Consider the following 25,623-nt stretch of genomic DNA (forward strand, 5'->3'; position numbering starts at 1 on the left):
TATCTATCCTTCCTTTTTAATCTTCTGTAAAATACGTTGAACCATTTTGGCATTCCTTTGTAAAAAATGACCATTAAACATACTGTAATGCATGCCTGCACCTTGATATTCTCTATAGGTTCCTTTTGTAAATTTACCCCACATTTGCAAATCGGCGGGCTGCGCAATATTGGCCTCATCTGGTTCTGCTTGTACAAAGTGAATGGAAGCATGTACTTGACCCACATGAGCCAACTGAAGGAAGAAAGCAACATACGCTCTGGTTTTCTTCAGAACCTGCTCTTTCACAACCTCATCACCATGGCTAAAGTCTAAGATTTCTCTGATATTTTCTAGTTGCAAGAAGCGCTCAATCTCATCTTCTAGCTCCTCTGGAGTCATTTTCATCTGCTCTGTTTTCATGTAGGTGTCAAACATAATGATGTCAGATACAGTGTGTCCCTTCTCTTCCATTGCTTTTGCCACTTCGAATGCTAGATTTCCACCAGCTGAATAACCTAGAAAAATGTAGGGTCCTTCTGGCTCCGCATCCAAAATCTGTTGAGTATATAGCTCTATGCGATTTTCCTCATCCAAATATTCAAATCCATAAAACGTAGCTTCCTGATCTAATAATTCCGCAATTCGTTTGTAGATAAAGATAAAACCATTTATCGGAGGAAAACAAATCACTTTGATATCGCCAGCTCGGTTTAATAGCGTCATATGGTTGTTACTCTCCTCCATATAAAAAGCAAAGGCCCGTTCTGCCATATATTCTATCGTTGGGTTTTCATACAGTAATTTTAATGGAATCTCTACGTTTAATTCTTGTGCCACTAGATTAATTATCTTCAGCATTTTTAGTGAGTATCCACCCAGCTCGAAGAAATTGTCCTTAATTCCGATCGGTTTTATTTCCAGTACATCCTCCCAGATGCTCACTAGATTAGCCTCAAGGGATGTTCTGGGCGCCACATACTCTTGCTTTGAGCGCAGGCTGTTCTCTGGCTTTGGCAAGGCTTTTCGATCGATTTTCCCATTAGGGGTTAGCGGCATTTTCTCTATCTGTATCACGTACGTAGGGAGCATATAGTCAGGCAAAGAAACAGAAAGGGCTTTTCTTACATCTATGTTTCCTATGTCTTCTGTAGCCACCAAATAGGCGCATAGCTCATTGATTCCATCCTTGTTTTGTCTAGCTATAACTACTGCTTCCTGCACAAAGCTACGTAACAGCAACTGCTCCTCAATCTCACCCAATTCAATGCGATGACCTCTAATTTTCACTTGGTGGTCTAGTCGTCCCATATATTCGAGGGTGCCGTCTGCCAGCCATCTAGCCAAGTCCCCTGTCTTATACATACGTTCTCCAGCGATATAAGGGTTGTCGATAAAGCGTTCCTGCGTTAGCTCCTGTCTGTTTAGATAGCCCCTCGCTACGCCTGCTCCCGATACATACATCTCGCCTGGGACACCGATTGGTAACAGCTTTCTCTCCTGATCCAAAACATAGATAGACAGCGTCGGAATCGGCTTTCCTATGTTGCTTGCGTGCTGATGAAAATCCTCTTCTATCAGCTCACGGAAGGTAGCATGGACCGTGATTTCGGTTATGCCATACATATTGATCAGTTTGGTCTGAGGATATTTTGCTTTCCATGGCTGTAGCTGTCTTGGTGTTAAGGCTTCACCGCCAAAAATGACGTACCTCATATTCAGATTTTGATCAGTGGATTTTACCTCTTCATTTATGATCTGATAAAATGCGGTAGGTGTTTGATTGAGTACCGTTACTTGCTCACTCTGTAGTAATTGTAAGAAGACTTTGGTATCTTGTGCCACCAGCTTAGGAACCACTACCAGCTTTCCGCCAAACAGTAATGCTCCGAAAATTTCCCATACGGAAAAATCGAAGCTAAAGGAATGAAACAGCGTCCAAACATCTTGATGGGTAAATGAAAATAAGGGGGTGTCTGGAAAGAATAAACGCACGACATGTCTGTGTTCAATCATGACACCCTTGGGATGTCCAGTCGTCCCTGAAGTATAGATGATGTACGCTAAGGATTGCGGTGAAATCGCGACAGACAGATTTTCACTAGCGTACTTCTCTAGGTTTTCATCACGTAAATGAATGATTGTTCCCGGATAAGTGGAAACCTTTCCTTCAGGTCTATCGGTAAGCAGAAGCTTCGCCCCGCTATCTTCTAGCATATAATGGATTCGATCCTGTGGATAAATCGGATCGATGGGAAGGTAGGCTGCACCTGCTTTTACAATGCCAAGTATTCCCACAATCATCTCCAAGGAACGCTCAACCATGATCCCTACGATATCGTTAGGTTCAATTCCACGCTCTGTAAGTGACCTTGCTACTTGATTAGCACGTCTATTCAATTCTTCATACGTCATACGTTGATCATCACATACCAAGGCTTCTCGATCCGAATGCTTCTTTGCCTGCTCCTCGAATAGTTGTACAATTGTTTTGTCCTGCGGATAACTGGACTGTGTCTGATTAAAGCCGAATATGAGCTGATTTTTTTCCTGTTCAGACAAGATCTCGATCTCCCGACTAGGTTGTTTCGGGTTGGACAAAGCTTGCTGTAGTAGTCGCAGAGCATGCTGAACAATGCGCTGTATCGTCTCCTCCTGATAACATTCTGAATCGTAATGCAGCTCTATTTCCAGGCTATTTCCCACAGCTCGAAATAGGAAGAGTGTTTTACTCTCTATGTTATCGATTTCTCCCACGTCATCATGTACGCTATCGAGCAGAACAACCGTCTGCATATTTATCTGTGATGGATCATTTATCTCTGGGTGTAGCATCCGTACAGCTTCTGCAAAAGACAGATTGGGATGCTGATCTGCCTCCATGACGGTTTGTTTGATTTTTCCCGCCCATTCGGCAAAGCTATCATTCTTCGTTCTAAATGTTCGCAGAGCAAGAAGATGGTTGGCTGTGTCCTCACTCCTTTTCATCTGAAAAGGGGGCATACCGACTAGAATATCCTCACTCCCTGTATAATGGCTAAGCAACAGCTTCACACCCGTAACTAGCAAAACGTACATACCAAACGCCGATCCATTGCTGGTTGCTATTACTTTTTCGGACAGCTCGGCAGGAAAGACCGCTTTATATACAGACCTAGTGCTCTCTTTGCGTGTTCTGGTAAAATCCTCTGGGAATCCACTCGCGACTACATTTCCTTGTAATTTGCCTAACCAGTATTGCTGTTCCTCTTGCCACTTTCCAGTCGTCATTGTACTTGATTGACTCAATGTGTCACGCATCCTTTTTCTCTCCTTATCAGATCGTGTAGGGAGAGAATGCCCCTCCCTTTTTTACCAGAGAAAAACCCTTACCTGTTAAAATGTAAACGTGAAGTCTTCCGTTATGGCACTCTCCATTTTTTTCGTTCGCAAAAAGGGAATCTCGTTTATGAGCATATCCTTGTTCGCTGTAACCATCCGGAGAAGCTCCACATAGTTCTGTCCCATCTGCTCAATGGTGTCGCGTTTAAATAACGCTGTGCGATACTCCCATGTGAAATGGAACCTGTCTCCTTGCTCCATTGCCTGCAAAGTAAGGTCGAATTTTGCAGTTTGATGCGTGTACGGATAGGGTATTAACGTTAGTCCATTTACTTGGCTTGTTTGCCAATCTGTATTTTGGAGTACAAATACTACATCAAAAAGAGGGTTGCGATTAGGAGTTCGCTCAGCCTTCACCTTTTCGATTAGCTCCTCAAATTGATAGTCTTGGTTCTCAAAAGCCTTTAACGAAGTCAATTTAGCCTCATCTAAATAAGCTGCAAACGATTTACTACCCTCTGGATGCATTCGAAGTACCAATGTATTCACAAACATACCGACGATCCGTTGAATATCATCATCTCTCCTGCCTGCAATCGGTGACCCAATCATGATTTCGTCCTGACCACTATATTGAGCCAGTAGCAGACCGAACGTTGAAAGTAAGATCATAAAGGGGGTTGTTCCTGTTTCCTCTGCTATTTGATGCACGAGGTGGGTTGTTTCCTGATCAAGAGTAATCGATAACTGATCTCCTGCAAACGTGAGAGCCTCCGGACGCTGGTAATCAAGTGGGAGTTGCAGAACAGGAAGCTCTCCGGCTAACTGTTGCAGCCAATATTCTTCTTGTTTCAAATAGGGGGCGGTTTGTTTCCAGAATTGCTGCCATACGGCATAATCCTTATATTGCAGTCGTAGTGCAGGTAGCTCTTCCCCTTGATAAAGTCGTACAAATTCATCCGTAAAGGTAGCCATGGAGACGGCATCTGAAATAATGTGATGAATGTCTACTAGTAAAAGATGACGGTCTGCCGCAAGCTCAATGAGACCAACTCGAAGTAAAGGCGGTGTCTCCAGATCAAAAGGCTGAATACATGCTTGGATCAATGCGTGGATATCTTCCTCAGCTACATGGTTGTTCCTCATATCTTCATATTGAATCGTAAAATCTGCCTTATCATGTACGCGTTGCATCGGTTCCCCGTGCACCATTTCAAAGGACGTTCGCAATGTAGCATGCCTTTGAATCAAGTGTTGAAAAGCTATTTCCATGCGTTCTCGATCTACAGCTCCCTCCAGCATTATCACAGCCAAAATATTGTAACTCACGGTAGCTCCGTCTAATTGATGAAGCAGGAAAAGTCGTTTTTGTGCAGAAGAAAGCGGATAGTATTCGCTCTCCTGTGCAGGCTGGATACCCTTGTGCACGCTTTTCTCCATTTCTGGAAGTAGTTTTGCCAACGATGCTATGGTGGGATATTGGAAGACTTTTTCAATTGGCAGTTGAACATGCCATTCTTTATGGACCTTAGCAACAAACATCATCACTTTTAAAGAATGTCCACCCAATTCAAAAAAATCATCGTAGATACTAATCGGATTGATTCCTAATAAGTCCTGCCACAGCATTGCCATGCGAGCTTCCAACAGAGTGCGTGGAGCTACATACTCTTGATTTCTAACCGCATTCCTTTCAGAGATGGATAATGTTTTTCGGTCAACCTTTCCATTGGGTGTAAGCGGAATCTGATCGATCTGGTACATATGAGTGGGGATCATATATCCTGGTAAAAAGATTGCTAGATCATCCTTTACCTTGGCAAAGGATAAAGCTTCCTCCGATACGAGATGAGCGCATAGTTCATGTTCGCCTAGAGAGCTCGTCCACACCGAAACCACGGCTTCCTTAACATATCCAAGCTCCCTGATTTTGGCCTCTATCTCCCCTGTTTCGATACGATATCCACGCACCTTTACCTGATGATCCATACGACCTAAAAACTCTACATTTCCATCTGGTAGCCACCTAGCTACATCTCCCGTTTTATACATCCGTTCACCTGATACATACGGGTTTGGGATGAATTTTTGCAGAGTCAATTCCTCCTGCTTGTAATAGCCACGCGCTACACCAGCCCCTCCTATGCACAATTCCCCCGGAATTCCTACAGGCAACAACTGATTCTGTTGATTGACGATATAGTAGCTCGTATTGGGTAATGGCTTTCCAATTGGGACATGGCTTTGCCCATTCAACCAACCAGCTTCCTCTTCAAAATAGCTAGACTCAATGCTAGCCTCCGTTACCCCGTAGGTATTTAAAATACGTATTGCTTGTCCAAACTTCTGTAATAAATAAGTGAAATCTTTGATCGATACGGTATCGGCTCCAAGCAGAATTAGCTTCAGATCGGGTAGCTCCAAGCCCTCTTCTGCAACATACTGCATAATGGGTACAAATAAAGCTGGAGTCGTATCAACCATGCTAATTTGATGCTTACGCATGAATTCATATAAAGCGGGGGGATGAATCCGAATGTCTTCTGGACAAATAATGAGCTGACCACCTGTAAGGAGCGCTTTTGCCATATCCCCAGCAAATACGTCAAATGAAAAGCTAGCCATTTGCAATAACTGACAAGGAGTTTGCTTCAGCTCGTACTCCTGCATCCAGGCATAGGCCGCATTCACATAGCCACGGTGTTCAATCATTACTCCTTTGGGATTTCCCGTTGATCCTGATGTGTAAATCAGGTATGCCATGTTTTCGGGTTTCGTAACACCAACCAAATTAGAGCCATCTGGGTGGTAATTCAATTCATCCTCGACATACAGGATTTCTTTCGTATATTCTCCTTTATTTATCTGAAGATGAGCCTCTGTCGCTCTCGTTGTAAATAACATCATCGAATCGCTATCCGTAAGCAAGTAGTAAATACGCTCGCTGGGATAATGGGGATCGATTGGTACATAGGCTCCACCTGCTTTTAATACCGCAAGTACGCTAATGAACATTTCGATAGAACGATCCATGAGAATACCTACAATACGCTCTGCCAGTACACCTTTTTCTCGTAGCGTTCTTGCCAGTTGGTTCGCTCTCTTATTCAAATCCCAATAGCAAATCGTTTGATCTCCCCACACGATCGCACTCTTATTAGGTGTAGCGATCACCTGCTCTTCGAACAACTGCGTAAATGTTTTGTCTTTTGGGAACTTCACCTTTGAATCATTAAAGCGTTCCAGTATTACACGTTTGTCTTTTGTCGAGGTCAATTCTAGCTGATCTATCAGTTGATTTGGGTTCTCGACAATTCCATGTAACAGCGTAATAAAATGCTCCATCAGACATTTCACGTACTTCTCATCATAGCGTTTTCTATTGTAAATAAAGTGGAACTGTAAGGAATCCTCTGGTGTCACCTTTACTGTAAAGTCATAGTGAGTCTGCTCAAAATAAGCATACAAATCCATTGTGTATCCCAAGGACTGGGTAGTTTGAGCAAGCCCCTCCACATCCAATGGATAGTTTTGATAAATAAACAGATGGTCAATTAGCCCCTGCTTGACTGGACTTAGCGCTTGAATCTCCGAGAAGGAACAATATTCATAGGGCTTGGCTTCTACAGCCTGCTTACTGACTCTTTTCAACAGCTCCAAAAACGTACTCTGATCATCCCAGCTTACCCGTAATGGATTGGTATTGATGAACAAGCCCATGATCCTTTCTACACCATCAACCTCAGACGGTCTTCCAGAAACGGTCCTTCCAAATACAGCGTCTCGCTTGCCGTTGTATTTGCCCAAAAGAACCCCCCATGCTGTTTGAAGCAGAGTTCCCGTAGTTGAGTGATATTCCTTTGCCATTCGTTGCAGCTGTGATGTGAGATTTTTCTCTATATACAAGGTGGTCTCTTCTTGTTCGTACTCCATACTCTCGTGTCCGTGCTCAATCCCTCGCTGTACATCCATCTCTTCCTTCTGTGATCCAGCACTCATCATTTTAGGTAGAGCGGTAGCCTCCTCGTACCCTTGGAGATAATGCTTCCAGAATCGTAGCGATTCTTCCTGATTTTGCTGTTCGATCCACCTCATATATGTATGGAACGGTACACCCTCATCTAATTCAGCCGATGTCTTTTGCTTAGCAGCACGATAAAACTCCAGCCACTCTTGTAAAATGATCTGCAAGGACCAGCCATCTATTTGAATGTGATGTGTACTTAACATGATGTGATAACAGTCGTTAGATAATGTTGAAATAACCAAACGCATCACATCTTGAGTAGGATCATAACCACGCTCTCGATCAGCGATCCGCTGGTTTTGTAAGTAATGGTGTTGCTCCTGTTCGTTCAAGTGAGATACATCTGCTTGCACAATCGGAATAACCCGATTTTTCAGAACAACCTGAACCAGTTTTTCACTTTTCGTATAGCGATACACCGTACGCAGAGTATCGTGGCGCTCCACTACGCGCTGTAGGCTTGACGCTAGCAAATCAACGTCTACCTGCCCTTTTAATCTCAACTCCAGTTGAATCAAAAAGGAGGAGGAATGGGATTTCAAAGAGCTGTGTACATACATCCATTCTTGAGATGGAGTTACCGAGTAGGCCTGCTGGATGTCACAGATTGGAATATCTGCTTCTACTTCCCTTTGCAATAGAGTAAGCTCCTCCAACGGAATCGTGATCAGTGGAGCCGTAGCTTTTGGCAGTTGAGCTTCTACCTTTTGTTCCATCAAAGACATTTCTCTAGCGGCATCTGCCAGAATAGGGAACTGGAATAAGCGCTTCATTTCTAAAGACATGCCTTTTGCCCGAAGTCGAGCCATCACTTGTATGGCCTTTATAGAATCTCCACCCAAATAGAAGAAATGATCACGGGCTCCGACCTTCTTCAGTCGCAACACGTCTTGCCATATCCCAGCCAGAATCCACTCTCTTTCATTTCTCGGCTCTACATAGACCTCACCTGTGAGAAGTGTATCTCCATCTAGTGTGGGTAATGGTAGACTTTTACGATCAACCTTACCATTTTGTGTCACCGGTATGCTCTTCACATACATAAAATACGTGGGAATCATATACATCGGCAGTGTTTTTGCTAATTCCTCTCTCAATACTCCAATGCTATGTTCTCGCTCTGACACAATGTACGCACACAGCTCTTGTCCTCCTTGTTCATTCTCGACAGCCAACACCACTGCTTCTTTCAAACCATCAATTTTGACCAACTGTGTTTCTATTTCTCCAGACTCGATACGATACCCTCGAATCTTCACCTGGTGGTCCATGCGTCCCAGATACTCCAATTGTCCATCAGGCAACCACCTAGCATAGTCTCCCGTTTTGTACATCAGCTCGCCTTTGTTTGTAAATGGATTCGGGACAAAACGATTTGCTGTAATCTCTGGGAGATTGAGATACCCTCTTGCCAAGCCAACACCAGACACACATAGCTCACCTGTCACTCCCACCGGTTGTAGTTTACCATGTGGCCCAACAATATATATTTGGATATTGTCGATAGGTCGACCAATCGGAACCAATGCCAAGGTATCTGTATCACAGTCATAGTAGGTCACTTCAATGGTCGTCTCCGTTGGCCCGTATAAATTATGTAGAGTAATGCCATACGGTTGCAAAAGCTCATGGAACTTGGCGACATGTTGGACCTTGAGCGCTTCCCCGCTAGCAAATACAAGCCGAAGATTTTTTACCTGCTCTTCTATCCCTGTTTCCGTGAGATAGTTGAGAAAAATATGTAGCATAGATGGTACAAAATGAATCACTGAAATGTTTTGTTGTTGGATAGTCTGAACAATCGTATCTGGGTCTTTTTCTCCTCCTGGGTGTAAAAAGCATACCTTTGCCCCTACAAATGACCAGCCAAACAATTCATAGACGGAAACATCAAATGTGTACGGTGTTTTTTGCAAAATCGTATCTTGCTCCGTAAGCGGGTACTTTTTCTGAGTCCAGTAGTTGCGATATATTACCGACTGATGTTCGATCATTACCCCTTTTGGATTTCCAGTCGAGCCGGAAGTATAAATCACATAAATAAGATGTTGAGCTTGTGCCCGTGGTTCCAGGTTTGTCCCATCCTCATTCGCATAGAGATCGGATTGTATGACGAGCTCCTCTCCCTCAAACAAGAAATGCTCGGCAAAAACAGGATGCACAAGCAATAGAGACGTTCCACTATCCTCTAACATGTACTGAATTCGTTCCTTGGGGGATTCGGGATCGATGGGCAAGTAAGCTCCACCCGCTTTAATAATGGCGAAAATACCTATTAGCATTTCTAAAGATCGCTCCGTCATAATGGCAACAATCTGATCAGGCTGCACTCCTTTCTTTCTGAGCCTTCTTGCCAGACGGTTGGCCTGTTCATTTAACTCGCGATAGGTGAGCTGTTTGTTTTCAAAGACCACCGCTACATGATCAGGTGTTTTTTCAACCTGTTCTTCAAACATTTGGTGAACCGTTTTGTCCAAAGGAATATCTACCTCTGTTTCATTAAAAGACCTGAGTAACTGCTTTTCCATCTCAGATAAGAGTTGTAGATTACCAACCTTTTTACTGGGTTCCTCTACGCCATCTTGCAACAGGATTAGAAGCTGTTCTACCATTCGTATAATTTCTGACTTATCAAACATTTCGATCTGATAATCTAGAGTGAGCATAATATGTCCGTTATCGATATTCTCTTTTACATGCACATTCAACGGATAGCCTACATGACCAGTAAAGAGCCATTCCATGCTATATGTAAGCTGACCCTTTTGCCCCCACTTCATGGGTTGGTACTCCATCACAATGGTAAAGAGTTCGTCCATTTCTCGATGCTTGGTTCGTAATTCTTGAATCAGCAAATTATAGGGGTATTTCTGATGTCGCAGAATGGAAACTTGTTTTTGGGTGATTTGGCGGACATAAGAGGCAAAGTCTATCTCATCATTCACTTGTGTACGAAACGGCTGGGTACTTACAAACATACCAAACATGCTCGCATCCGTTCGATTGGTCCGATTACCATAGAGTGTACCAATGGCAACATCATCGGATAATGAAAGCTTGTGCAAATAAATAGAGAGAGTGGCCAAAAATAGGGCATTCACACTAACCTGATGTTCTTTACAAAAGTCATGCATCAATGTCTGAAGTCGCTGTGGAATAGGAAAAGACTCTCTCTTTGCCACTGAACTTGACTGAAAAGAAAGGACTTGTTTTACTCCATTTACTTCAGGAAGACTGGAAAAAGCCTCATGCCAAAAACTCTCATCCTTCTGAAAGCGTCCGGAATTCTCATATTCCTTTTCGCTATCTAAATAAGAGAGATAGGAAGGTTGGACTTCCAACACTATCGGCTCGCCTGCAAGAAGCTGCACATAGTTATCCATAAAATGATTACAGAACAAATCTATGGACACACCATCGGTAATAAGATGATGAAATCGGCAATAAACCCACATTTCCTCGCCATGAATCTTATGAAGGGAAATCTCGTACAAATCAGAATAAAATAGCTCCATAGGAGTCTTCGCCCGAGTCTTGGCCCATTCTTCGAGTTCATTTATAGTTGACACTTCTTCAAGCTTATGAAACTCTAGCTTTTGGCTGTAGTCTATGAAAGGAAATTGCTGCTCCTCATAGTCTGCTAGATATTGCCTTGGTTCTGCTTGCTCTTTGTCCGTTAAACGAATGCGAAAGGCATCATGTGCGTAAATGGCTGCGTTTATAGCTTGGCAAAGTTTCGAATAATCAGACTCCCCTGTGATTTTTATAAACCCCGCCATGATGTTTACAGCAGTATCAGGATGCATCATCTCCGTGTACCAAATTCTTTTTTGGGGATGCGATAGCGCATAGGTTTTTTGCATCAGGTCTCACCCTTTTTTTAGGTTGGATGTTTTTTTATGATTTTTTCATTTTAGATTTTGGATTGGGCATACTGTTCATTTATAAATAAACATATTTTACCTGTATAATTATAACAAATTAAGAAGAAGGTACTCTATTAAAATATATTTTTACAGTGGGGTTGTTTGTTTCGGGGTTCACCGTACCGTATCTACACGCATAGATAGTTGTGAGGAGGCTAAACAAAAAAACGCCCAAATTTTAGGGATTCGGACCTAACCTTTCAAAAATGTTTACTTCTCAAAAATATCTTTATATTTCTCTTCAACTTCATCTTTTAGTTTTTGATAGTGTCTGTTTTCTGATGCAAAGCCTTTTTCCTTGCTATCAGACCCGTTAATATTAAACTTACCTTGGTATACCCCTAACAGACTATAGCTTTGACCGTCATGAGCTTTTTTTAAGAACAGAAGGTACTCTTTTCCTTTTTCCATAGGTGTAAAGCCCTCTATTGTTTCTAGATCGTCTTGATATTTAGAAGAGCTTTCTACATAGACAGCATCTTGAAGTACAGGAATAACCTTTGTATCAGTTTCTAAGTATAGGTAAAAGTTGGCTCATATTCTGAAAAATCCTTTTCAAGGTATCCCACTACAATATACTCTGCTTCATTTTCTAATGCTTCCACATTTTCATATCCTACTACTTTTGCTTCTATCTTTACTACTTTTGCTGGTGTCAAAAAATAAAACCCACTTGTTACTAATGCAACCGAACAAATAATAGTTCCAGCTAGCTTTTTCATGTTCATGAATTATTTCCCCCATTTCAATTTCAAATTCTTTTCATCATCTATCTGAATATCTGTACTTAGATGAACCGAATGCCTTAATCAAATCCGATTCTGTGTCATTACTATAAGGTGGACTTCTGAAATGGTTCGGCGCCATATTAATATGTGAACATGTTGAGTTCCATGAGCTATATTATTTATCGTGAAAACTAAAAACCATCCATTAAGGACAGCTTACTTAATAAACAAGTTATCAACTGCTCTTTGTCAAATGAGAAAGACAGTCCAAAACTTTTTGAAGGAAGTTTCGGACTGTCTTTGTGGTTTGTAGAAAAGTTTTTTTATTGGGTAATCTCCATCATCTGCTTCATGTCCTCCTGCGCATGTCCGATCAGCTTTACGTTAAACAAATCCTGCAGGACCGTGAGCACGCCTGGCTGAATAAATTCAGGCAGCTTTGGACCAATCCGGATATCCTTGATTCCCATGCTGAACAACCCGAGCAGGATAGCCACTGCTTTTTGCTCAAACCATGAAAGCACGATGCTTACCGGCAAATCGTTTACCTCGCAGCCAAACGCCTCTGCCAGAGCCGCTGCGATCTTGATTGTAGATACAGAGTTGTTGCACTGCCCCAAATCAATATAGCGGGGAATATCGGTTCCTGGCACTGTTCCAAAGTCCACATCATTAAAACGGAACTTTCCACAGGACGTGGTAAGAATAACCGTTTCCTTTGGTAAAGAAGTGGCCAATTCCCGGTAGTACTCGCCGCCTTTCCCCGGTGCGTCACACCCTGCAATCACGAAGAAGCGTTTGATCTTGCCTGCTTTTACAGCATCGATAATTTCCGGCGCTAACCCCAAAACCGTCTCGTGATGATATCCGGTGATTAAAGTTTGATCGGATTCGATTTTTGCTTCTGGCAAGGAGAGTGCTTTTTCGATCAGTGGAGAAAAATCGTCGTTTTCAATCTTAGTTACTCCCTCCAGCCCGGCGACATCATAGGAGTAAAATCTGTCAGCATAACTGCCTTTAATCGGCATGACACAGTTTGTTGTCGCAAGAATTGCCCCCGGAAACTCCTCGAACAGTCGTCGTTGGTCGTACCATGCTTTGCCGATGTTTCCTTTCAAATGTGGGTACTTTTTCAAGGCAGGATATCCGTGGGCAGGAAGCATCTCGGAATGAGTGAAAATGTTTATGCCCTTCCCCTCTGTCTGTTTCAGCAATTCCTCCAGCGCGAACAGATTGTGTCCAGTAACCACAATGCATTTGCCGTCGATTTTATTTTGCGATACGGTTACAGGCTGGGGAATGCCGAAGTGCTCGGTATGGGCTTTGTCCAATAGCTCCATCACCTTGATCGCGGCCTGCCCTACCTTCATCGCCATTTTTAGATGTTCGTCCAGATTAAAGTTAACATTAGTCAAGGTAAAATATAGCGCTTCCTGGGTGATGCCATCCACTTCGGAGTCGATATAACCCAGTTGGCGAGCATGCGTGGCATACGCCGCAATCCCTTTTAACGCGAAAATGATCGTGTCTTGAATGCTGGCCAATTCCTCTGTTTTCCCGCAGACACCGATCACCTTGCAACCGCCGCTTGGGGTTTGTTCGCACTGGTAACAGAACATCACGATCTCTCCTTTTTCTTCTGCTCTTTATGAGTTGATTATAAAGATCGGCCATCATATTCGATGTGATACGGCTCACAAAAAGGGTGGCGAAACAGTGACAAGCGAGTGGGTTCTAAAAAAACTAACCATTCGTGGAGTGGTCCCCCCTTGCTTATCTCAAACCTGACTGAATTATTTTTCCGTATGAAATTATATTGATGATATAGATTTAGATAATAACCACAATATGTTCCCTTGACTGACTGTGCTTTTTTATCAATGCAAAAATCCCCTTCTGCACCTATCGCAGAAGGGGTTAGTTAGTGAAAAGGGGTATCCCTTATTTCATTAAAATTCAATGCTTTTGATCTTTCTTTTGTCGTTCCTTCTTTCTATTCGAAGGGTTTGGTTATGTTTTATTTTCAATGATATTCTATGGTTTACTCAATTCTTTATGAAATTTTTTATTTTATCTCTGTTTTTTTCAATCATTGCCTTTTCAATCTCTTCATCATAGAAACAATTGTCCATTAATGAAAAATGTTGCTTACATTTTTTCTTTAAATACCTTTGTTTCTAGATCCAAAGAATTAACTATAGACGGGTTGTTTTTCGCTTAGACCAAGCGTCTGCGCTGTTGAAGTATGAATTTCCTGGAAATGCTCTGGGTTTTTCACTAGTGACACGCCATAAGAAGGAACCATTTCTTTTATTTTCGGTTCCCAATCTTTCATATGTTGTGGGAAGCATTTTTCTAATACTTCAAACATAACGTGAACGGCAGTAGAAGCACCCGGAGAAGCCCCAAGCAATGCAGCTATCGAGCCATCAGCGGCACTAACAACTTCCGTACCAAATTGAAGTGTTCCCCTGCCGCCGGCCTCAGTATCTTTGATAACTTGCACACGTTGGCCCGCTACCACTATATCCCAATCCTCGCTTTTGGCGTTCGGAATAAACTCGCGTACTTCTTCCATGCGCTTTTCATTCGATAACATAACTTGCTGGATCAGGTATTTTGTCAATGCCATCTCTTTTGCGCCTGCCGCCAACATAGTGAAGACATTATTCGGTTTTACGGAACCTATCAAATCAAAATTTGAACCAGTTTTTAAGAACTTTGGTGAGAAGCCGGCAAACGGTCCAAACAGCAATGATTTTTTGTTGTCGATATATCTTGTATCAAGATGCGGAACAGACATTGGAGGAGCACCAACCTTAGCTTTACCGTATACTTTTGCATGATGCTGCTCTACAACTTCCGGATTTTTACATACCATAAATAGTCCGCTTACCGGGAATCCTCCAATATGTTTTGATTCAGGAATACCGGTTTTTTGTAGTAAAGGCAGACTTCCGCCCCCACCGCCGATAAAGACGAATTTTGCAGTATGGTATTCGATTTTACCGCTATCGATATCAAGCACTTTTACTTCCCACGAGCCGTCGCTAGTACGTTTCATATCCTTAACACTATGCTTGTAGTTTATCTCGACGTTTTTACTCTTTAAGTGGTCAAACAATATGCGTGTTAAAGCACCAAAGTTGACATCCGTTCCAGAGTCGATTTTTGTTGCCGCTATCGGTTCATTCGATGTACGGCCTTCCATGATAAGCGGAAGCCATTCCTTCAGTTTTTCAGCATCATCGGAAAATTCCATCCCTTGAAACAGGGGATTGTTTGACAGCGCTTCAAAACGTTTTTTCAAAAACGTTACATTTTTTTCCCCTTGTACTAAACTCATATGAGGTATTGGCATGATAAAGTCCTGCGGATTACCAATCAAATTGCTGTTTACAAGATAAGACCAAAACTGTCTGGAAAGCTGAAACTGTTCATTAATTTTTATAGCTTTGCTAATATCTATAGATCCGTCAGATTTTTCGGATGTATAGTTAAGCTCGCACAGTGCAGAATGGCCCGTACCCGCATTATTCCATTCGTTAGAGCTTTCTTCTCCTGCATTTGGGAGTTTCTCAAACACTTTGATTTCCCATTCCGGTGCTAACTCTTTCAGTAATGATCCCAAAGTCGCGCTCATGACTCCGGCACCTATTAAGATAACGTCTGTTTTTTTCTGTATGCTACTCATTATAACCTTCCTTATCCCCTATATTGGCAAAAAAGAGAGGTAGGCGCTCCTGCTTAGGTGTCACAAAAAGCCAGGGGCTACCTAGGAACACACCTTTTCTGTCTCAATTATAACCATACCATAGTCTATTATAATTATTTATAGATTAAAATATCTACTGTTATCTGATGATTATAAACTATTTAAAGCTGGTAAAAAAGTGAGAACTCCGTCCACAAGGCCCTAGGAACACACAAAAACCAAAGCCTTAACCCAGCTTCTTGCAAGGGTTGAGGCTTTGGTTTGCCGTTATTAGTGAACCGACACCCTCTAATTTTCGCCGTTACTTGTGGTATGGCTCTGCGCTGGTTACGTAAAGGAACACCGTTTCACAGTGATTTCATGAAAACCATTCAGGCGTTTTACCACGCCAAAGTAACCGAACTCGATTTCAACAATCCCAAAGCTCCCGATAAGATTAATGATTGGGTAAACAAGAATACAAACGAAGTGTCTGTTTTTCTTGATAATTAAGGTATTTACTCAACTAACGGGATTCAATAGTTTAGTAAAAAGAGGTATTCAGGAACGTATTTTTCGTTCCTGAATCCTTGCGAATGGCTATTCTATTCGCAAGAAATCCGACACGAGGATATGCTGATTTAAAAAGATATATCCTCTCTTTGGTAAACAAATAGGCAACCATCCAAGCAATCATCTATGCATAGGAATAGTGTGAATATATCTATGGTTTTGGAGGTGATCATCATACCCGATTATGTAGCCAATTTGCGGGGAGAAAAAGGGGTTCCACCTGTACGAACAATGGCATTTGGGCAGGCTACTTTTAGGATTAGTGCGGATCAGCATAGAATCCCTTATCAGTTAAGCGTTTACGATATCCAAAATATGACGCAAGCTCATATCCATCTAGGAGGACCGCGAGAGAATGGACCGGTCGTTGTATTTCTGTATGGCAAGACACAAGGGATTAGCGTCGATCGGGGAACGGTGCAAGGAACGATCATGGCAAGCAATTTAGTGGGTCCGTTAGCGGGCAGACCATTGTCCGATTTGATTCAACAGATAAATGCCGGAAACACCTACGTCAATGTTCATACCGAGCGGCACCCCGATGGGGAAATACGCGGACAAGTGCGGGTGGTCATGCGGTAATAAGAGTAAACGGCGCAGCATACAAGCTGCGCCGTTTGATCGAGAGGCTTTTGCTTTTAGTTTCTTTGCCTGATATTTTGAATATCTTCGTACATTGTCTGGCGACACAATAATGGTTCTATAACTGAGCACTCAAACCTTAACCTTTAAGGGTTTTTATTTTTAAGAACCAAGTTTGTGTCGCAAATAAAACGACACAAACATTATACTTTAAGAGCAATAACGCTTCCGCTAGGTACGGTTTTATGAATTAGCCGAGAACACTCGTCATTTTAATCATGAGATGAAACGGCTTCGGAGAAAGCGTGTCTTCTGACACGTTAATTGTCCGACTACTTCTTTGAATAACTAACAAGAACAGGTATACTAATCTTGTATAGATTGCTCATTGAAAACTGAATGTATGGGGTTGCCATAAGGAATGCTTTGTGACGTAAAACATTCAAGCACCTTCGTCCTCTCTGACCGAAAAGCGAAAACCAAGCAGTAGGTCAGAGAGAAGAGTCCAACGTACACTTTTTTTCAATAACCGTAGGGACTACGGGGATAGCCTGCTAATTCTCACTTCGTTGGATGTGATAGCGCAGGAATCTCGTGGCTTTAGCCATGAGAGGTTCAAGGAGACATGTCATCACGACAAACGCATTAAGCTAACGGATCAAGTCCGTGGGTTGATAATGTCCGTTTCGTAAAAGAAGAAAAGATAAGTGATACCGAGGCCTAATTTACAATAGAATACGAATTACTAACTTCTGAAGGAAACTACGGTAAAGGCCAAAAAGTAGTTACGGTAAAAAAGAACCCAGAACCATATAGAAAGAACTGGTTTATAACTGAAATTACTACATATTATAATGAATATGAGGCGTTTACTCCTGCCGAAACAGTTATTAGATAAAAATCAATGGGCCTTGGATCATATCTATTTAAGCATTGATCTAACGGGGATCGTTGGTTCAACAAAAACAGCGGCGAACAAAGGCTTTATTTTATAGTCTTTGTTCGCCGTACCGTATCTAAGAACATAGTTTGTTATGAGCAGAAGGTAGTTTATTACTGTTTGAAACTTTAACCCATGAATCCTCTATATTTCAAGAATCATGGGTATTTTTTTTAGTTACTAGTCCTCTATTAATGAAGAGGCTACACTTTGTTGGTTAATCTTACAACTAACACACAGAGCTTATTTAACACAAGTAAAAACGTCCGAGTTTTGGGGATTCGGACGTTAAGTTTACTCATATGAATTATCAGGAACCATCTATAGAGACTTCATTTTATTCTATAGCTCTTGCCAACCACCAACATAAGTACCATCACCACGAACTAGTAATTCTCCTTTAAGGCTTATATTTTGCAAATTAATTATGTCTCTAATTCCCCAACTTAATTTAGCATTAACTATCGCTCTTACGTTTTTGCCCTCTGGGTCATTATAATAGTTTTCGTGATCAAGATGCCAAGCATTTAAAATATTACTCGTTTTCCACTTTGTATAAGGATTTTTTTCGTACCATGTAACTTTTTCTTTTTTGATTTTTACTTTTTGATAAAGTGTATAAGTCCACAACTCAACCCCAATTGCGCTTTCTAATGTATAGGTCGTGTAACCGGTAACTTTTTCCTCCTTCTCCTCTTTTGCTTGTGTACTAATTCCTCTATTTGAGCTTGGTTCAGTAGTCATATGAGTAGTCACTCTGATTTTACTTCCATCCTCAAACTCATGAACTTTTATAGCTTTTTCTCCATCAATCTTTCCTGATGTTTTTAGTTCCCCTTCTGCAAGAGCTTTTTTAATCTCTTCAGCTCTTAATGCTTGTACTACTGTTCCATCTCTGTTTAGCGCACCAGATTCCATTAAAAAGGATAATTCTTTTGTATTTTGAGGAATGGTTTGTTTTGTTTCATTCTCTGTTGCAAAAGTCGGTTGAACTAAACCAGTAACTAACACAGCAGACATTACAATAGAACTAATCAATGATTTTTCCATTAAAATACACTCCTAATTTTTTATTGTTTATTTGGAACAAAGTGGTAAAATGTTTTTGAGGTGATGTTAACGTGAAAGCATTTTTTTTTAGACCAAGCGTTTTAGTTTTTTTAATAATTCTAGTTATAGGAATTATTAATATCGCTCCAACAGATTTTTGGATGGCTTTTTTCAAATTACTTATTTTTTCAACTGTAATTGCTCTAGTTATTGAGTGGATAAGCTCATTCTTTAATAAAAGGTAAGACTCTTAAAACCTTCATTTCTGTACATCTATAATGTCATCCTCGATAAATGAATCACCCCATATTAACATGTTGTAAACCTCCTAGAGGTCTTTAGTGAATAGCTGAACCACGGCTAATTAACTTATCCCAACAGGGTTTCGTAAAGTTTTCCGTACTGCCTATTCATATCGACCAACTAGCATCTAATCTTCTGAAACATAACGATGTACTCATCTAGTTGTTGGCTCATTTGTATTACGGTTGGGTGTAAAAATGAACCTTTTAATTGAATACAACTGTGCTAATTCTTGGCGTAGGACTTCAATAAGCTTCTGTAAAATCATGTTCTAGTTGGGAATTTTCTGTTTTCATATTCTGTAAGTGAGTGTTAAAATGGTCTTGAGTAACAACCTTTGTTGCTCAAGGTGGGGGTGTTCCCGTAAGTTTAGCGACAGTGGGAACGCCCTTTTGTATCATCATAAAGCAAAAGCTAATAGCAACCACCTCCCTTTTTCCTCTTATGTATTATTTTACCATTAGTTGCAGGGACTACCTTTATTTTTTTCTCGAAGAAACGCCTTTACATTTTGTTAAGAAATGCAAATTTTCATAAAAAAAAGACGCTATTATGAGCGTCTGAAAGTTTCAAATAATTAATGACCGGGGTCTCCTGTATATACTTTGATGTGTCCTGAAACTACTTGATTCTCGGTTTGCCTTTCTATTGAAAATAAAAACGCCAATGACAATGAGGCTAAAATTACGGATGTTGCTACTACTATCTTTTTCATTACACTACCACCTTTTTATCATTAGACTTCTTGTTGATGACATTATAAACCTCAACCAGCTTCCCTAAAAGGTCTAAATCAATTGGTTTTTGATATAAATAATGTATTGATAAAATTTCACCTATAGCATGATGAATATCTTCATTAGAGTTAATTTGCTCATAAGATACCACACTCCTTAAATAAGAAGATATTGCATCATTATACTTACCGATTTCGACTTGCCAAGCGCTTTTTAGTTTAAAAAATCTTCCTATTTCTCGATGTTTATGAGGTGTATTCACACCCAAACAGATTGACTTTTCTTCTGTAGCTAATAATGTCTGTATTGATTCTAACTCTCCCAACTTAAAAAATGATTCCATCAAGTCATTTAAGATATGAACACGAGTATCATCTGTAGCCTCTAATAAACACTCTTGAAGAATTGGAATTGACTTCCCATACTCACCTTTTCCAAAATATATGTTAGCTCTTATGAATTTAGAACGCTCCTCAATGAATGTATAGTTTAAACTTTCTGACACTTCTAAATGCTGCTCTGCGGACTGAAAATCTCCAGTATGAATAAAAGAGTTGATCATTGCATAAATTACTCTTTGCTTAAGCGTACTTGTCCCTAAATCTGAATTGTATCCTGTTCGACCAAGTTCAATGCACCTGTCATATTTTTTTATATTATGAGCATGTAACGACATTCTAAAATAGAATGTTATCTTTTCTTCTTGGGAAAGAAAATCAACATAGTGCAGAACTTCTTCTCCTACTTTAAACGATTCTTCCAAACGTTTTAAATCTTCTCTCTCAATTAAGTATTTTTGATACAACCCTTTGGCTATGTAATAGGGTAGTCCATGCACTCTGGCGTACGCAACAATAATGGTATAAAGAGTTACCTTTGCATCGTTGTTTGTACTAGTGTTTGCAAGTGTATACAAATGGTCTAACGATGAGCATGTTTCTTTCCTAATGTTTTCTAGGAATTTGATTGCTACTTTATTAATCAAAGAAGGATTGGAAATTTCAATAGCCTCTGATAAAAAGTCATCATATAATCCATAACGGCGTTCTATCTGGATGCTATATTCAATTATGTCTTCATAGGGAATTTTTAAAACATCTGCGATAGGTTTCAAAGTCCTCAACTCTGGACTTTTTGTTTCACCACTTTCTATTTTAGAAATAACCCCTTTACTGATCCCAGTTATTCTGGACACTTCTGACAAACTGATGCCTATTTCCACTCTTTTTCTCTTTATCAGTTCCCCCAACGTTGTGAAAGTTAAACTTACACTCATGTTAATCCCCTTCCATAATTTATAAACCTATTGATTCCTTTATCAATCTTAACTTGATTCTGACTTTATTGTATATATTTGTAAATAACAACAAAAAATAATAGATTGATTTACTTTCTTTTATAAAAGGGATATTAAAAGTCGAGGATTATTAATATCTCTAATAAAATATTTCTTTCATTAAAGGGTACCAAAAAAGAGGAGTACGGACTATATTAGGTAAAAATCTAAATCCAATTTATGTAAATGGTGAGCATGAACCAATTATAGACCTCGATACATGGCACAAAGTGCAAAAGAGAATGGAACAAACTGTTGGAAAATCATCGAAAGTATTTACAGGTCATTTCCCCCTGACTGGATTGTTACGTTGCCCCATGTGTAGTCATGCAATGATTTCACATAAGGTCAAAAAGTCCAAGTCAGATACATACTACATTCGATATTATCAGCAATTTTCACGCTAAAGGATCAGCAATTTGTAAATCAAACTTAATCAACGTTGATTATGCAGAAGAGACAGTGTTTAAAAAACTTGAGGAAATAACAACTAATAAAACTCTACTGGATGGTATTATACAAAAGGTTAACTATAAAATTTCAAGAACCACTAGTCCAACAACTTTCTTATACAGACCAACAGATAAGTAAAGTAGAGGCTAACATTCAAAAATATTTCATGCTCTTTGAGAGAGACAAGGTTTCTTCTTATATCGTTAAAGAGAAGCTTGAGCTGTATGAGAAGGAACTTGCAACCCTCAAAAAAACAAAGGAAACCATGAATTATCCAAACCTATGATAAAAGAAGTTTCGGTAGATCAGATACAAAACATTCTTACTAATTTCTCACAGGTACTTTTTACGTGTCACCTGAGAAACAAAAAGATTTACTGCACTCGATTATCAATCGTATTACAATAAAATTTTCTAACAACATTAAAGAGCGTTGTATCGAGAACATTGTGTTGTTCTTCGATACATCTCTCCCTATAAACATTGTGCCTATTTATGGTACGGTTTACCTTACCATCTCATCCTATTTCCAAAACCTGTAACTGACCCTTACTGGAAAGGGAAAAATCATAAACTAAAATAATGCTACCTCAAGAAATGGGTAGCATTATTTTGTACTACTAGTAAACCATGACAAAGCGTCAACTTGATTGAGAAAAGCAGAAAGAACCGTTCCAAATTTCTCTAATGCTTATATATCAAGTACCGCAAAAGGTTCGGTAAGGTGTTGTTGACGTAGGCAGTGTGGAGTATTCAGCCTGTTCGGTGGAGTGCGCGTAAGGGTTTGAAAGAACATCCAAAAGCCGTTCCATCACGCTGTAGTCTCCTTGTTCCACTGCGGCTTCTAGTGCCTCTTCTACCCGGTGGTTCCGTGGGATTAGCGCAGGATTGCTGTCCCGCATCAACTGATTCGAGGAGTCTTTCGATTCCTGCTGTCTGCCTAATCTCGCCTGCCATAGCTCATGCCACTGAGCGAATTCTGGGGTCTCAAATAGGACCGTATCCTCCGGCGTATCAAAAATTAATGCGCGGAAGGTATTGGTATAGTCCGCACGATGCTTCTTCATCATACTGAGAAGGTCATTAATAAGGGATTCATCCTGTGTCTCTTCGTTAAAAATCCCCAGTTTTGCTCTCATTCCCGCGAGCCAATTAGAGTGATACAACTCAGTAAAATCTGAAATCTTATCCTGGGCCAGTTTGACAGCCTGCTCCTGATTATCATGCAACAGTGGCAATAGGGTTTCAGCAAATCGCGTAAGATTCCATCCAGCAATAAATGGCTGATTGCCATAGGCATAGCGTCCTTGAATGTCAATGGAACTAAATACCGTTTCCAGATCATAGGCATCCATGAAGGCGCAAGGACCATAATCGATGGTTTCTCCGCTAATGGTCATGTTGTCGGTGTTCATCACCCCATGAATAAAGCCAACCAGTTGCCATTTGGCAATAAGCTCAGCCTGACGCTTGATCACTTCCTGAAGTAGCGAAAGATATCTGCTCTCATCAGCTTCAACGTCTGGAAAATGACGCTTTAGTGTATAGTCAGCCAGTATCCGGAGTTCCTCAACTGTGCCCCATTTTGCAACGTATTGAAAGGTACCGACGCGCAGATGACTGGCAGCCACACGGGTCAGAATTGCACTAGGTAGCTCGGTTTCGCGGATTACTGACTCACCAGTTGTCACCACCGCTAGACTACGGGTGGTAGGAATACCAAGCGCATGCATGGCTTCGCTGATGATGTATTCGCGTAGCATCGGTCCAAGTGCCGCTTGACCATCACCCCCGCGGGAATATGGAGTCCTACCTGAACCCTTAAGCGAAATATCAACCCTTTCACCTTGGAGCGGGATCTGCTCTCCTAGCAGCACAGCTCGGCCGTCCCCTAACATGTTAAAATGCCCGAATTGATGCCCGGCGTAAGCTTGAGCAAGAGGCGAAGCACCTTCGGGAATCTGGTTTCCAGCAAGCACCGCTACGCCATCTTCGCTTTGCAGCGCCTGAACGTTCAAACCCAGGGATGTTGCCAACTGATTATTTAGAATGATCAACTTCGGTGAGCGTACAGGAGTTGGGTTAATGCTGGAAAAAAATGATTTTGGCAGTCGGGCATAACTGTTGTCTAAGTTCCATCCTGTTTCTTTACTCTTTGTCATAGTTTCTCCTTTTCTTCTTTTGTCTTTTTGTATAATAGTTTTTTCTCTCATATGAAACAAAAATCATAAGCATTTTATGTTATTTTAGTTATCTACATTCTATAAAACTCAATGCAGCCCCTTTTTAATGTCTACTTCTACCAATTTATTATACCGTTTCCACACAAAGATAAGCACCTTTAAGTAAAGTTGATTGCCTGTCACTGCCCGGGATTTGACGAAAACATCGGCATACTCCCGGATGGTGACAGGCACCATTATATCTTCGCACGGCCCCTAGATTTGAATTGAAGCAGATACCCTTAATGGGATCATTTTATTATGTGAATCAATTTCATAAATCAGAGCCCTACGGGCCCAAGAGTTTTTGAGCATAGAAAAAGGAGTACCTCCCCAAATCTCTAATAAGTTAAGTGCGACCCAAACTTAAGAGGTGGTGGTGACTCCCAATGTCTATTATAAAACAAGGAAGCCTATTTGATATACAGGAATTATTCGACTTAGAACCTCCCAAACGTTTTGAGGCTATTTTCTCCACTCTTGACATTGAACCGCTTCTTTTCTCTATTTCCAAAAAGTCGATCTATGGTGCTCCTACCGAGTTGAATTATGCTGCCATGCTATATTCTCTGGTCGCTCGAATCGTAGAACGAATTCCCACTGTGAAAGATTTACGAAAACGACTAAAACATGACTTTATCTTTCGAATGGAATGCGGTTTTCTGTTTTCTGACAATCTTCCTTCCGAGGCATCGTACTCTCGTCTCGTTCAGAAGCTTTCTGAAACAGCACACCTCAATAAAGTCCAAGACAAGTTACTGTTGCAAGCGATACAGGAAGGGTTCATAGGCGATGAAGCAATTGCCATCGATGCAACCCATTTTGAATCCCGTGATCGAGGTGTGGCAAAAGAAAAAAAGACGAAACCAGAATTGAAAAAACGTGGACGTAAATCAAAAGCAGAAAAAGATATCTACGACAAGCAAAAGCAAGAAAAGGAAGCCCAGAAGTCCTTATATGAAAAAACCATTGCAGCTCAACTGGATGTGACGTTGGAGGACCTACGGTACCAAGTTCCTATCAAACCTGCTTGGGGAATAAAGAAAAATAGTGATGGAAAGAACATGTTTTGGTTTGGATACAAAGCTCATCTTGCAGTCAGTACGAAAAGTCAATATATTCTTTGCTCCCTCATGTCCTCTGGAAGTATGAACGATGGGAAAGCAGCGATTCCTTTGTTGAAAGGAATTCAAACTGTCCTGCCCAATCACATGCGATATGCAATCATGGATGCGGGATATGACTATGTCCCGATCTATCAACAAATCGGACGAATGAACGCACAAGCGATTATTGCTTACAACAAGCGGAATGAAGGAGAAATGGTTGGATTCGATTCACATTTTGCGCCAACTTGTGTCCGAGAATGCTCTTATCGTTACGACAGTTATGATAAGAAGTACAAAACGTTGAAATTTGTACGGCCAAAAGAATGTAAAGACTGTCCATTGAATCAGGATTCTCTCTGTCAAAAAGTCTATAAAATTAAGGCTGAAACCGATCTTCGAAAGTACACCGCGCCAGCCAGAGGAACAAAAACGTGGGAAGAACTATATGACCAGAGAACAGCCGTAGAGCGAGTACATGCTTATTTGAAGGAGTTCTTTCAGCTAAACAATGTCCGATATCGCACAGGAAAGAGGGCAAAAGTCCATTTTGACTTGGTTACTCTTGTTTATAATGCATCCAAGTTAGCAGTGGATCGAATTCGTAGGAACTGGCAAGTAGGATGAAAGTAGCAGCTTAATTTTT

The 25,623-nt window shown here is 40.9% G+C and carries 14 protein-coding genes and 1 pseudogene; 5 read left to right on the forward strand and 10 right to left on the reverse strand.

Translation table 11 applies throughout. From position 1 onward, the window contains the following. Positions 1–3: 3 nt before the first annotated feature. The 6 genes from EEL30_25700 to EEL30_25725 form a co-directional block, all read right to left on the reverse strand. Positions 4–3,279: an amino acid adenylation domain-containing protein gene (locus EEL30_25700; protein ID QDX95377.1), complete on the reverse strand. Its 3,276-nt coding sequence runs from the start codon at positions 3,277–3,279 to the stop codon at positions 4–6. Positions 3,280–3,354: 75 nt separating this feature from the next. Further along, a complete protein-coding gene (locus EEL30_25705) occupies positions 3,355–11,190 on the reverse strand; it encodes an amino acid adenylation domain-containing protein (protein QDX95378.1) in 7,836 nt (2,611 codons plus the stop codon). A gap of 273 nt (positions 11,191–11,463) precedes the next feature. Continuing rightward, the gene (locus EEL30_25710; GenBank protein ID QDX95379.1) at positions 11,464–11,664 is read right to left on the reverse strand and encodes a hypothetical protein; all 201 of its coding nucleotides are present in this window, start codon (positions 11,662–11,664) and stop codon (positions 11,464–11,466) included. Positions 11,665–11,765: 101 nt separating this feature from the next. Beyond that, entirely contained in the window at positions 11,766–11,981 is a 216-nt protein-coding gene (locus EEL30_25715) for a hypothetical protein (GenBank protein QDX95380.1), read from the reverse strand. Between the two features lie 323 nt (positions 11,982–12,304). Continuing rightward, a complete protein-coding gene (gene hcp / locus EEL30_25720) occupies positions 12,305–13,600 on the reverse strand; it encodes a hydroxylamine reductase (protein QDX95381.1) in 1,296 nt (431 codons plus the stop codon). Positions 13,601–14,172: 572 nt separating this feature from the next. Continuing rightward, entirely contained in the window at positions 14,173–15,675 is a 1,503-nt protein-coding gene (locus tag EEL30_25725; GenBank protein ID QDX95382.1) for a malate:quinone oxidoreductase, read from the reverse strand. A gap of 282 nt (positions 15,676–15,957) precedes the next feature. Between EEL30_25725 and EEL30_25730 the strand changes: the two genes are divergently transcribed. Beyond that, positions 15,958–16,188, forward strand: coding sequence for a hypothetical protein (locus EEL30_25730; GenBank protein ID QDX95383.1), 231 nt, complete (start codon positions 15,958–15,960; stop codon positions 16,186–16,188). 231 nt (positions 16,189–16,419) lie between these two features. Beyond that, a complete protein-coding gene (locus EEL30_25735; GenBank protein ID QDX95891.1) occupies positions 16,420–16,830 on the forward strand; it encodes a CHRD domain-containing protein in 411 nt (136 codons plus the stop codon). 1,282 nt (positions 16,831–18,112) lie between these two features. Here EEL30_25735 and EEL30_25740 read toward each other — a convergent pair. The 3 genes and pseudogenes from EEL30_25740 to EEL30_25750 form a co-directional block, all read right to left on the reverse strand. After that, positions 18,113–18,820: a hypothetical protein gene (locus EEL30_25740; protein QDX95384.1), complete on the reverse strand. Its 708-nt coding sequence runs from the start codon at positions 18,818–18,820 to the stop codon at positions 18,113–18,115. A gap of 423 nt (positions 18,821–19,243) precedes the next feature. Next, positions 19,244–19,391 (reverse strand): annotated as a pseudogene (locus EEL30_25745) (aspartyl-phosphate phosphatase Spo0E family protein). Positions 19,392–19,837: 446 nt separating this feature from the next. Beyond that, entirely contained in the window at positions 19,838–21,136 is a 1,299-nt protein-coding gene (locus tag EEL30_25750) for an XRE family transcriptional regulator (GenBank protein ID QDX95385.1), read from the reverse strand. Between the two features lie 302 nt (positions 21,137–21,438). Here EEL30_25750 and EEL30_25755 point away from each other — a divergent pair, with 302 nt between their 5' ends. Both EEL30_25755 and EEL30_25760 read left to right on the forward strand, forming a co-directional pair. Then, a complete protein-coding gene (locus tag EEL30_25755; protein ID QDX95386.1) occupies positions 21,439–21,603 on the forward strand; it encodes a hypothetical protein in 165 nt (54 codons plus the stop codon). Positions 21,604–21,704: 101 nt separating this feature from the next. Then, positions 21,705–21,935, forward strand: a complete 231-nt coding sequence (locus EEL30_25760; GenBank protein ID QDX95387.1) for a hypothetical protein — start codon at positions 21,705–21,707, stop codon at positions 21,933–21,935. A gap of 412 nt (positions 21,936–22,347) precedes the next feature. On the opposite strand, the gene EEL30_25765 is transcribed toward EEL30_25760, so the two are convergent. Then, positions 22,348–23,811: a YdiU family protein gene (locus EEL30_25765; GenBank protein ID QDX95388.1), complete on the reverse strand. Its 1,464-nt coding sequence runs from the start codon at positions 23,809–23,811 to the stop codon at positions 22,348–22,350. A gap of 449 nt (positions 23,812–24,260) precedes the next feature. On the opposite strand from EEL30_25765, the gene EEL30_25770 reads away from it, so the two are divergent. Continuing rightward, a complete protein-coding gene (locus EEL30_25770; GenBank protein QDX95389.1) occupies positions 24,261–25,604 on the forward strand; it encodes a transposase in 1,344 nt (447 codons plus the stop codon). Positions 25,605–25,623 lie beyond the last annotated feature (19 nt).

Origin of the sequence: Brevibacillus laterosporus (genome assembly GCA_007833815.1) — a bacterium.
In the GTDB taxonomy this organism is placed as follows: Bacteria; Bacillota; Bacilli; order Brevibacillales; family Brevibacillaceae; genus Brevibacillus_B; species Brevibacillus_B laterosporus_D.

Excerpts from the sequence above, each read along its gene's own strand:
- EEL30_25700 (QDX95377.1), bottom strand. The coding sequence starts at position 3,279 with ATGCGTGACACATTGAGTCAATCAAGTACAATGACGACTGGAAAGTGG.
- EEL30_25705 (QDX95378.1), bottom strand. The coding sequence starts at position 11,190 with ATGCAAAAAACCTATGCGCTATCGCATCCCCAAAAAAGAATTTGGTAC.
- EEL30_25710 (QDX95379.1), bottom strand. The coding sequence starts at position 11,664 with ATGGAAAAAGGAAAAGAGTACCTTCTGTTCTTAAAAAAAGCTCATGAC.
- EEL30_25715 (QDX95380.1), bottom strand. The coding sequence starts at position 11,981 with ATGAACATGAAAAAGCTAGCTGGAACTATTATTTGTTCGGTTGCATTA.
- hcp (QDX95381.1), bottom strand. The coding sequence starts at position 13,600 with ATGTTCTGTTACCAGTGCGAACAAACCCCAAGCGGCGGTTGCAAGGTG.
- EEL30_25725 (QDX95382.1), bottom strand. The coding sequence starts at position 15,675 with ATGAGTAGCATACAGAAAAAAACAGACGTTATCTTAATAGGTGCCGGA.
- EEL30_25740 (QDX95384.1), bottom strand. The coding sequence starts at position 18,820 with ATGGAAAAATCATTGATTAGTTCTATTGTAATGTCTGCTGTGTTAGTT.
- EEL30_25750 (QDX95385.1), bottom strand. The coding sequence starts at position 21,136 with ATGAGTGTAAGTTTAACTTTCACAACGTTGGGGGAACTGATAAAGAGA.
- EEL30_25755 (QDX95386.1), top strand. The coding sequence starts at position 21,439 with ATGGAACAAACTGTTGGAAAATCATCGAAAGTATTTACAGGTCATTTC.
- EEL30_25760 (QDX95387.1), top strand. The coding sequence starts at position 21,705 with ATGGTATTATACAAAAGGTTAACTATAAAATTTCAAGAACCACTAGTC.
- EEL30_25765 (QDX95388.1), bottom strand. The coding sequence starts at position 23,811 with ATGACAAAGAGTAAAGAAACAGGATGGAACTTAGACAACAGTTATGCC.
- EEL30_25770 (QDX95389.1), top strand. The coding sequence starts at position 24,261 with ATGTCTATTATAAAACAAGGAAGCCTATTTGATATACAGGAATTATTC.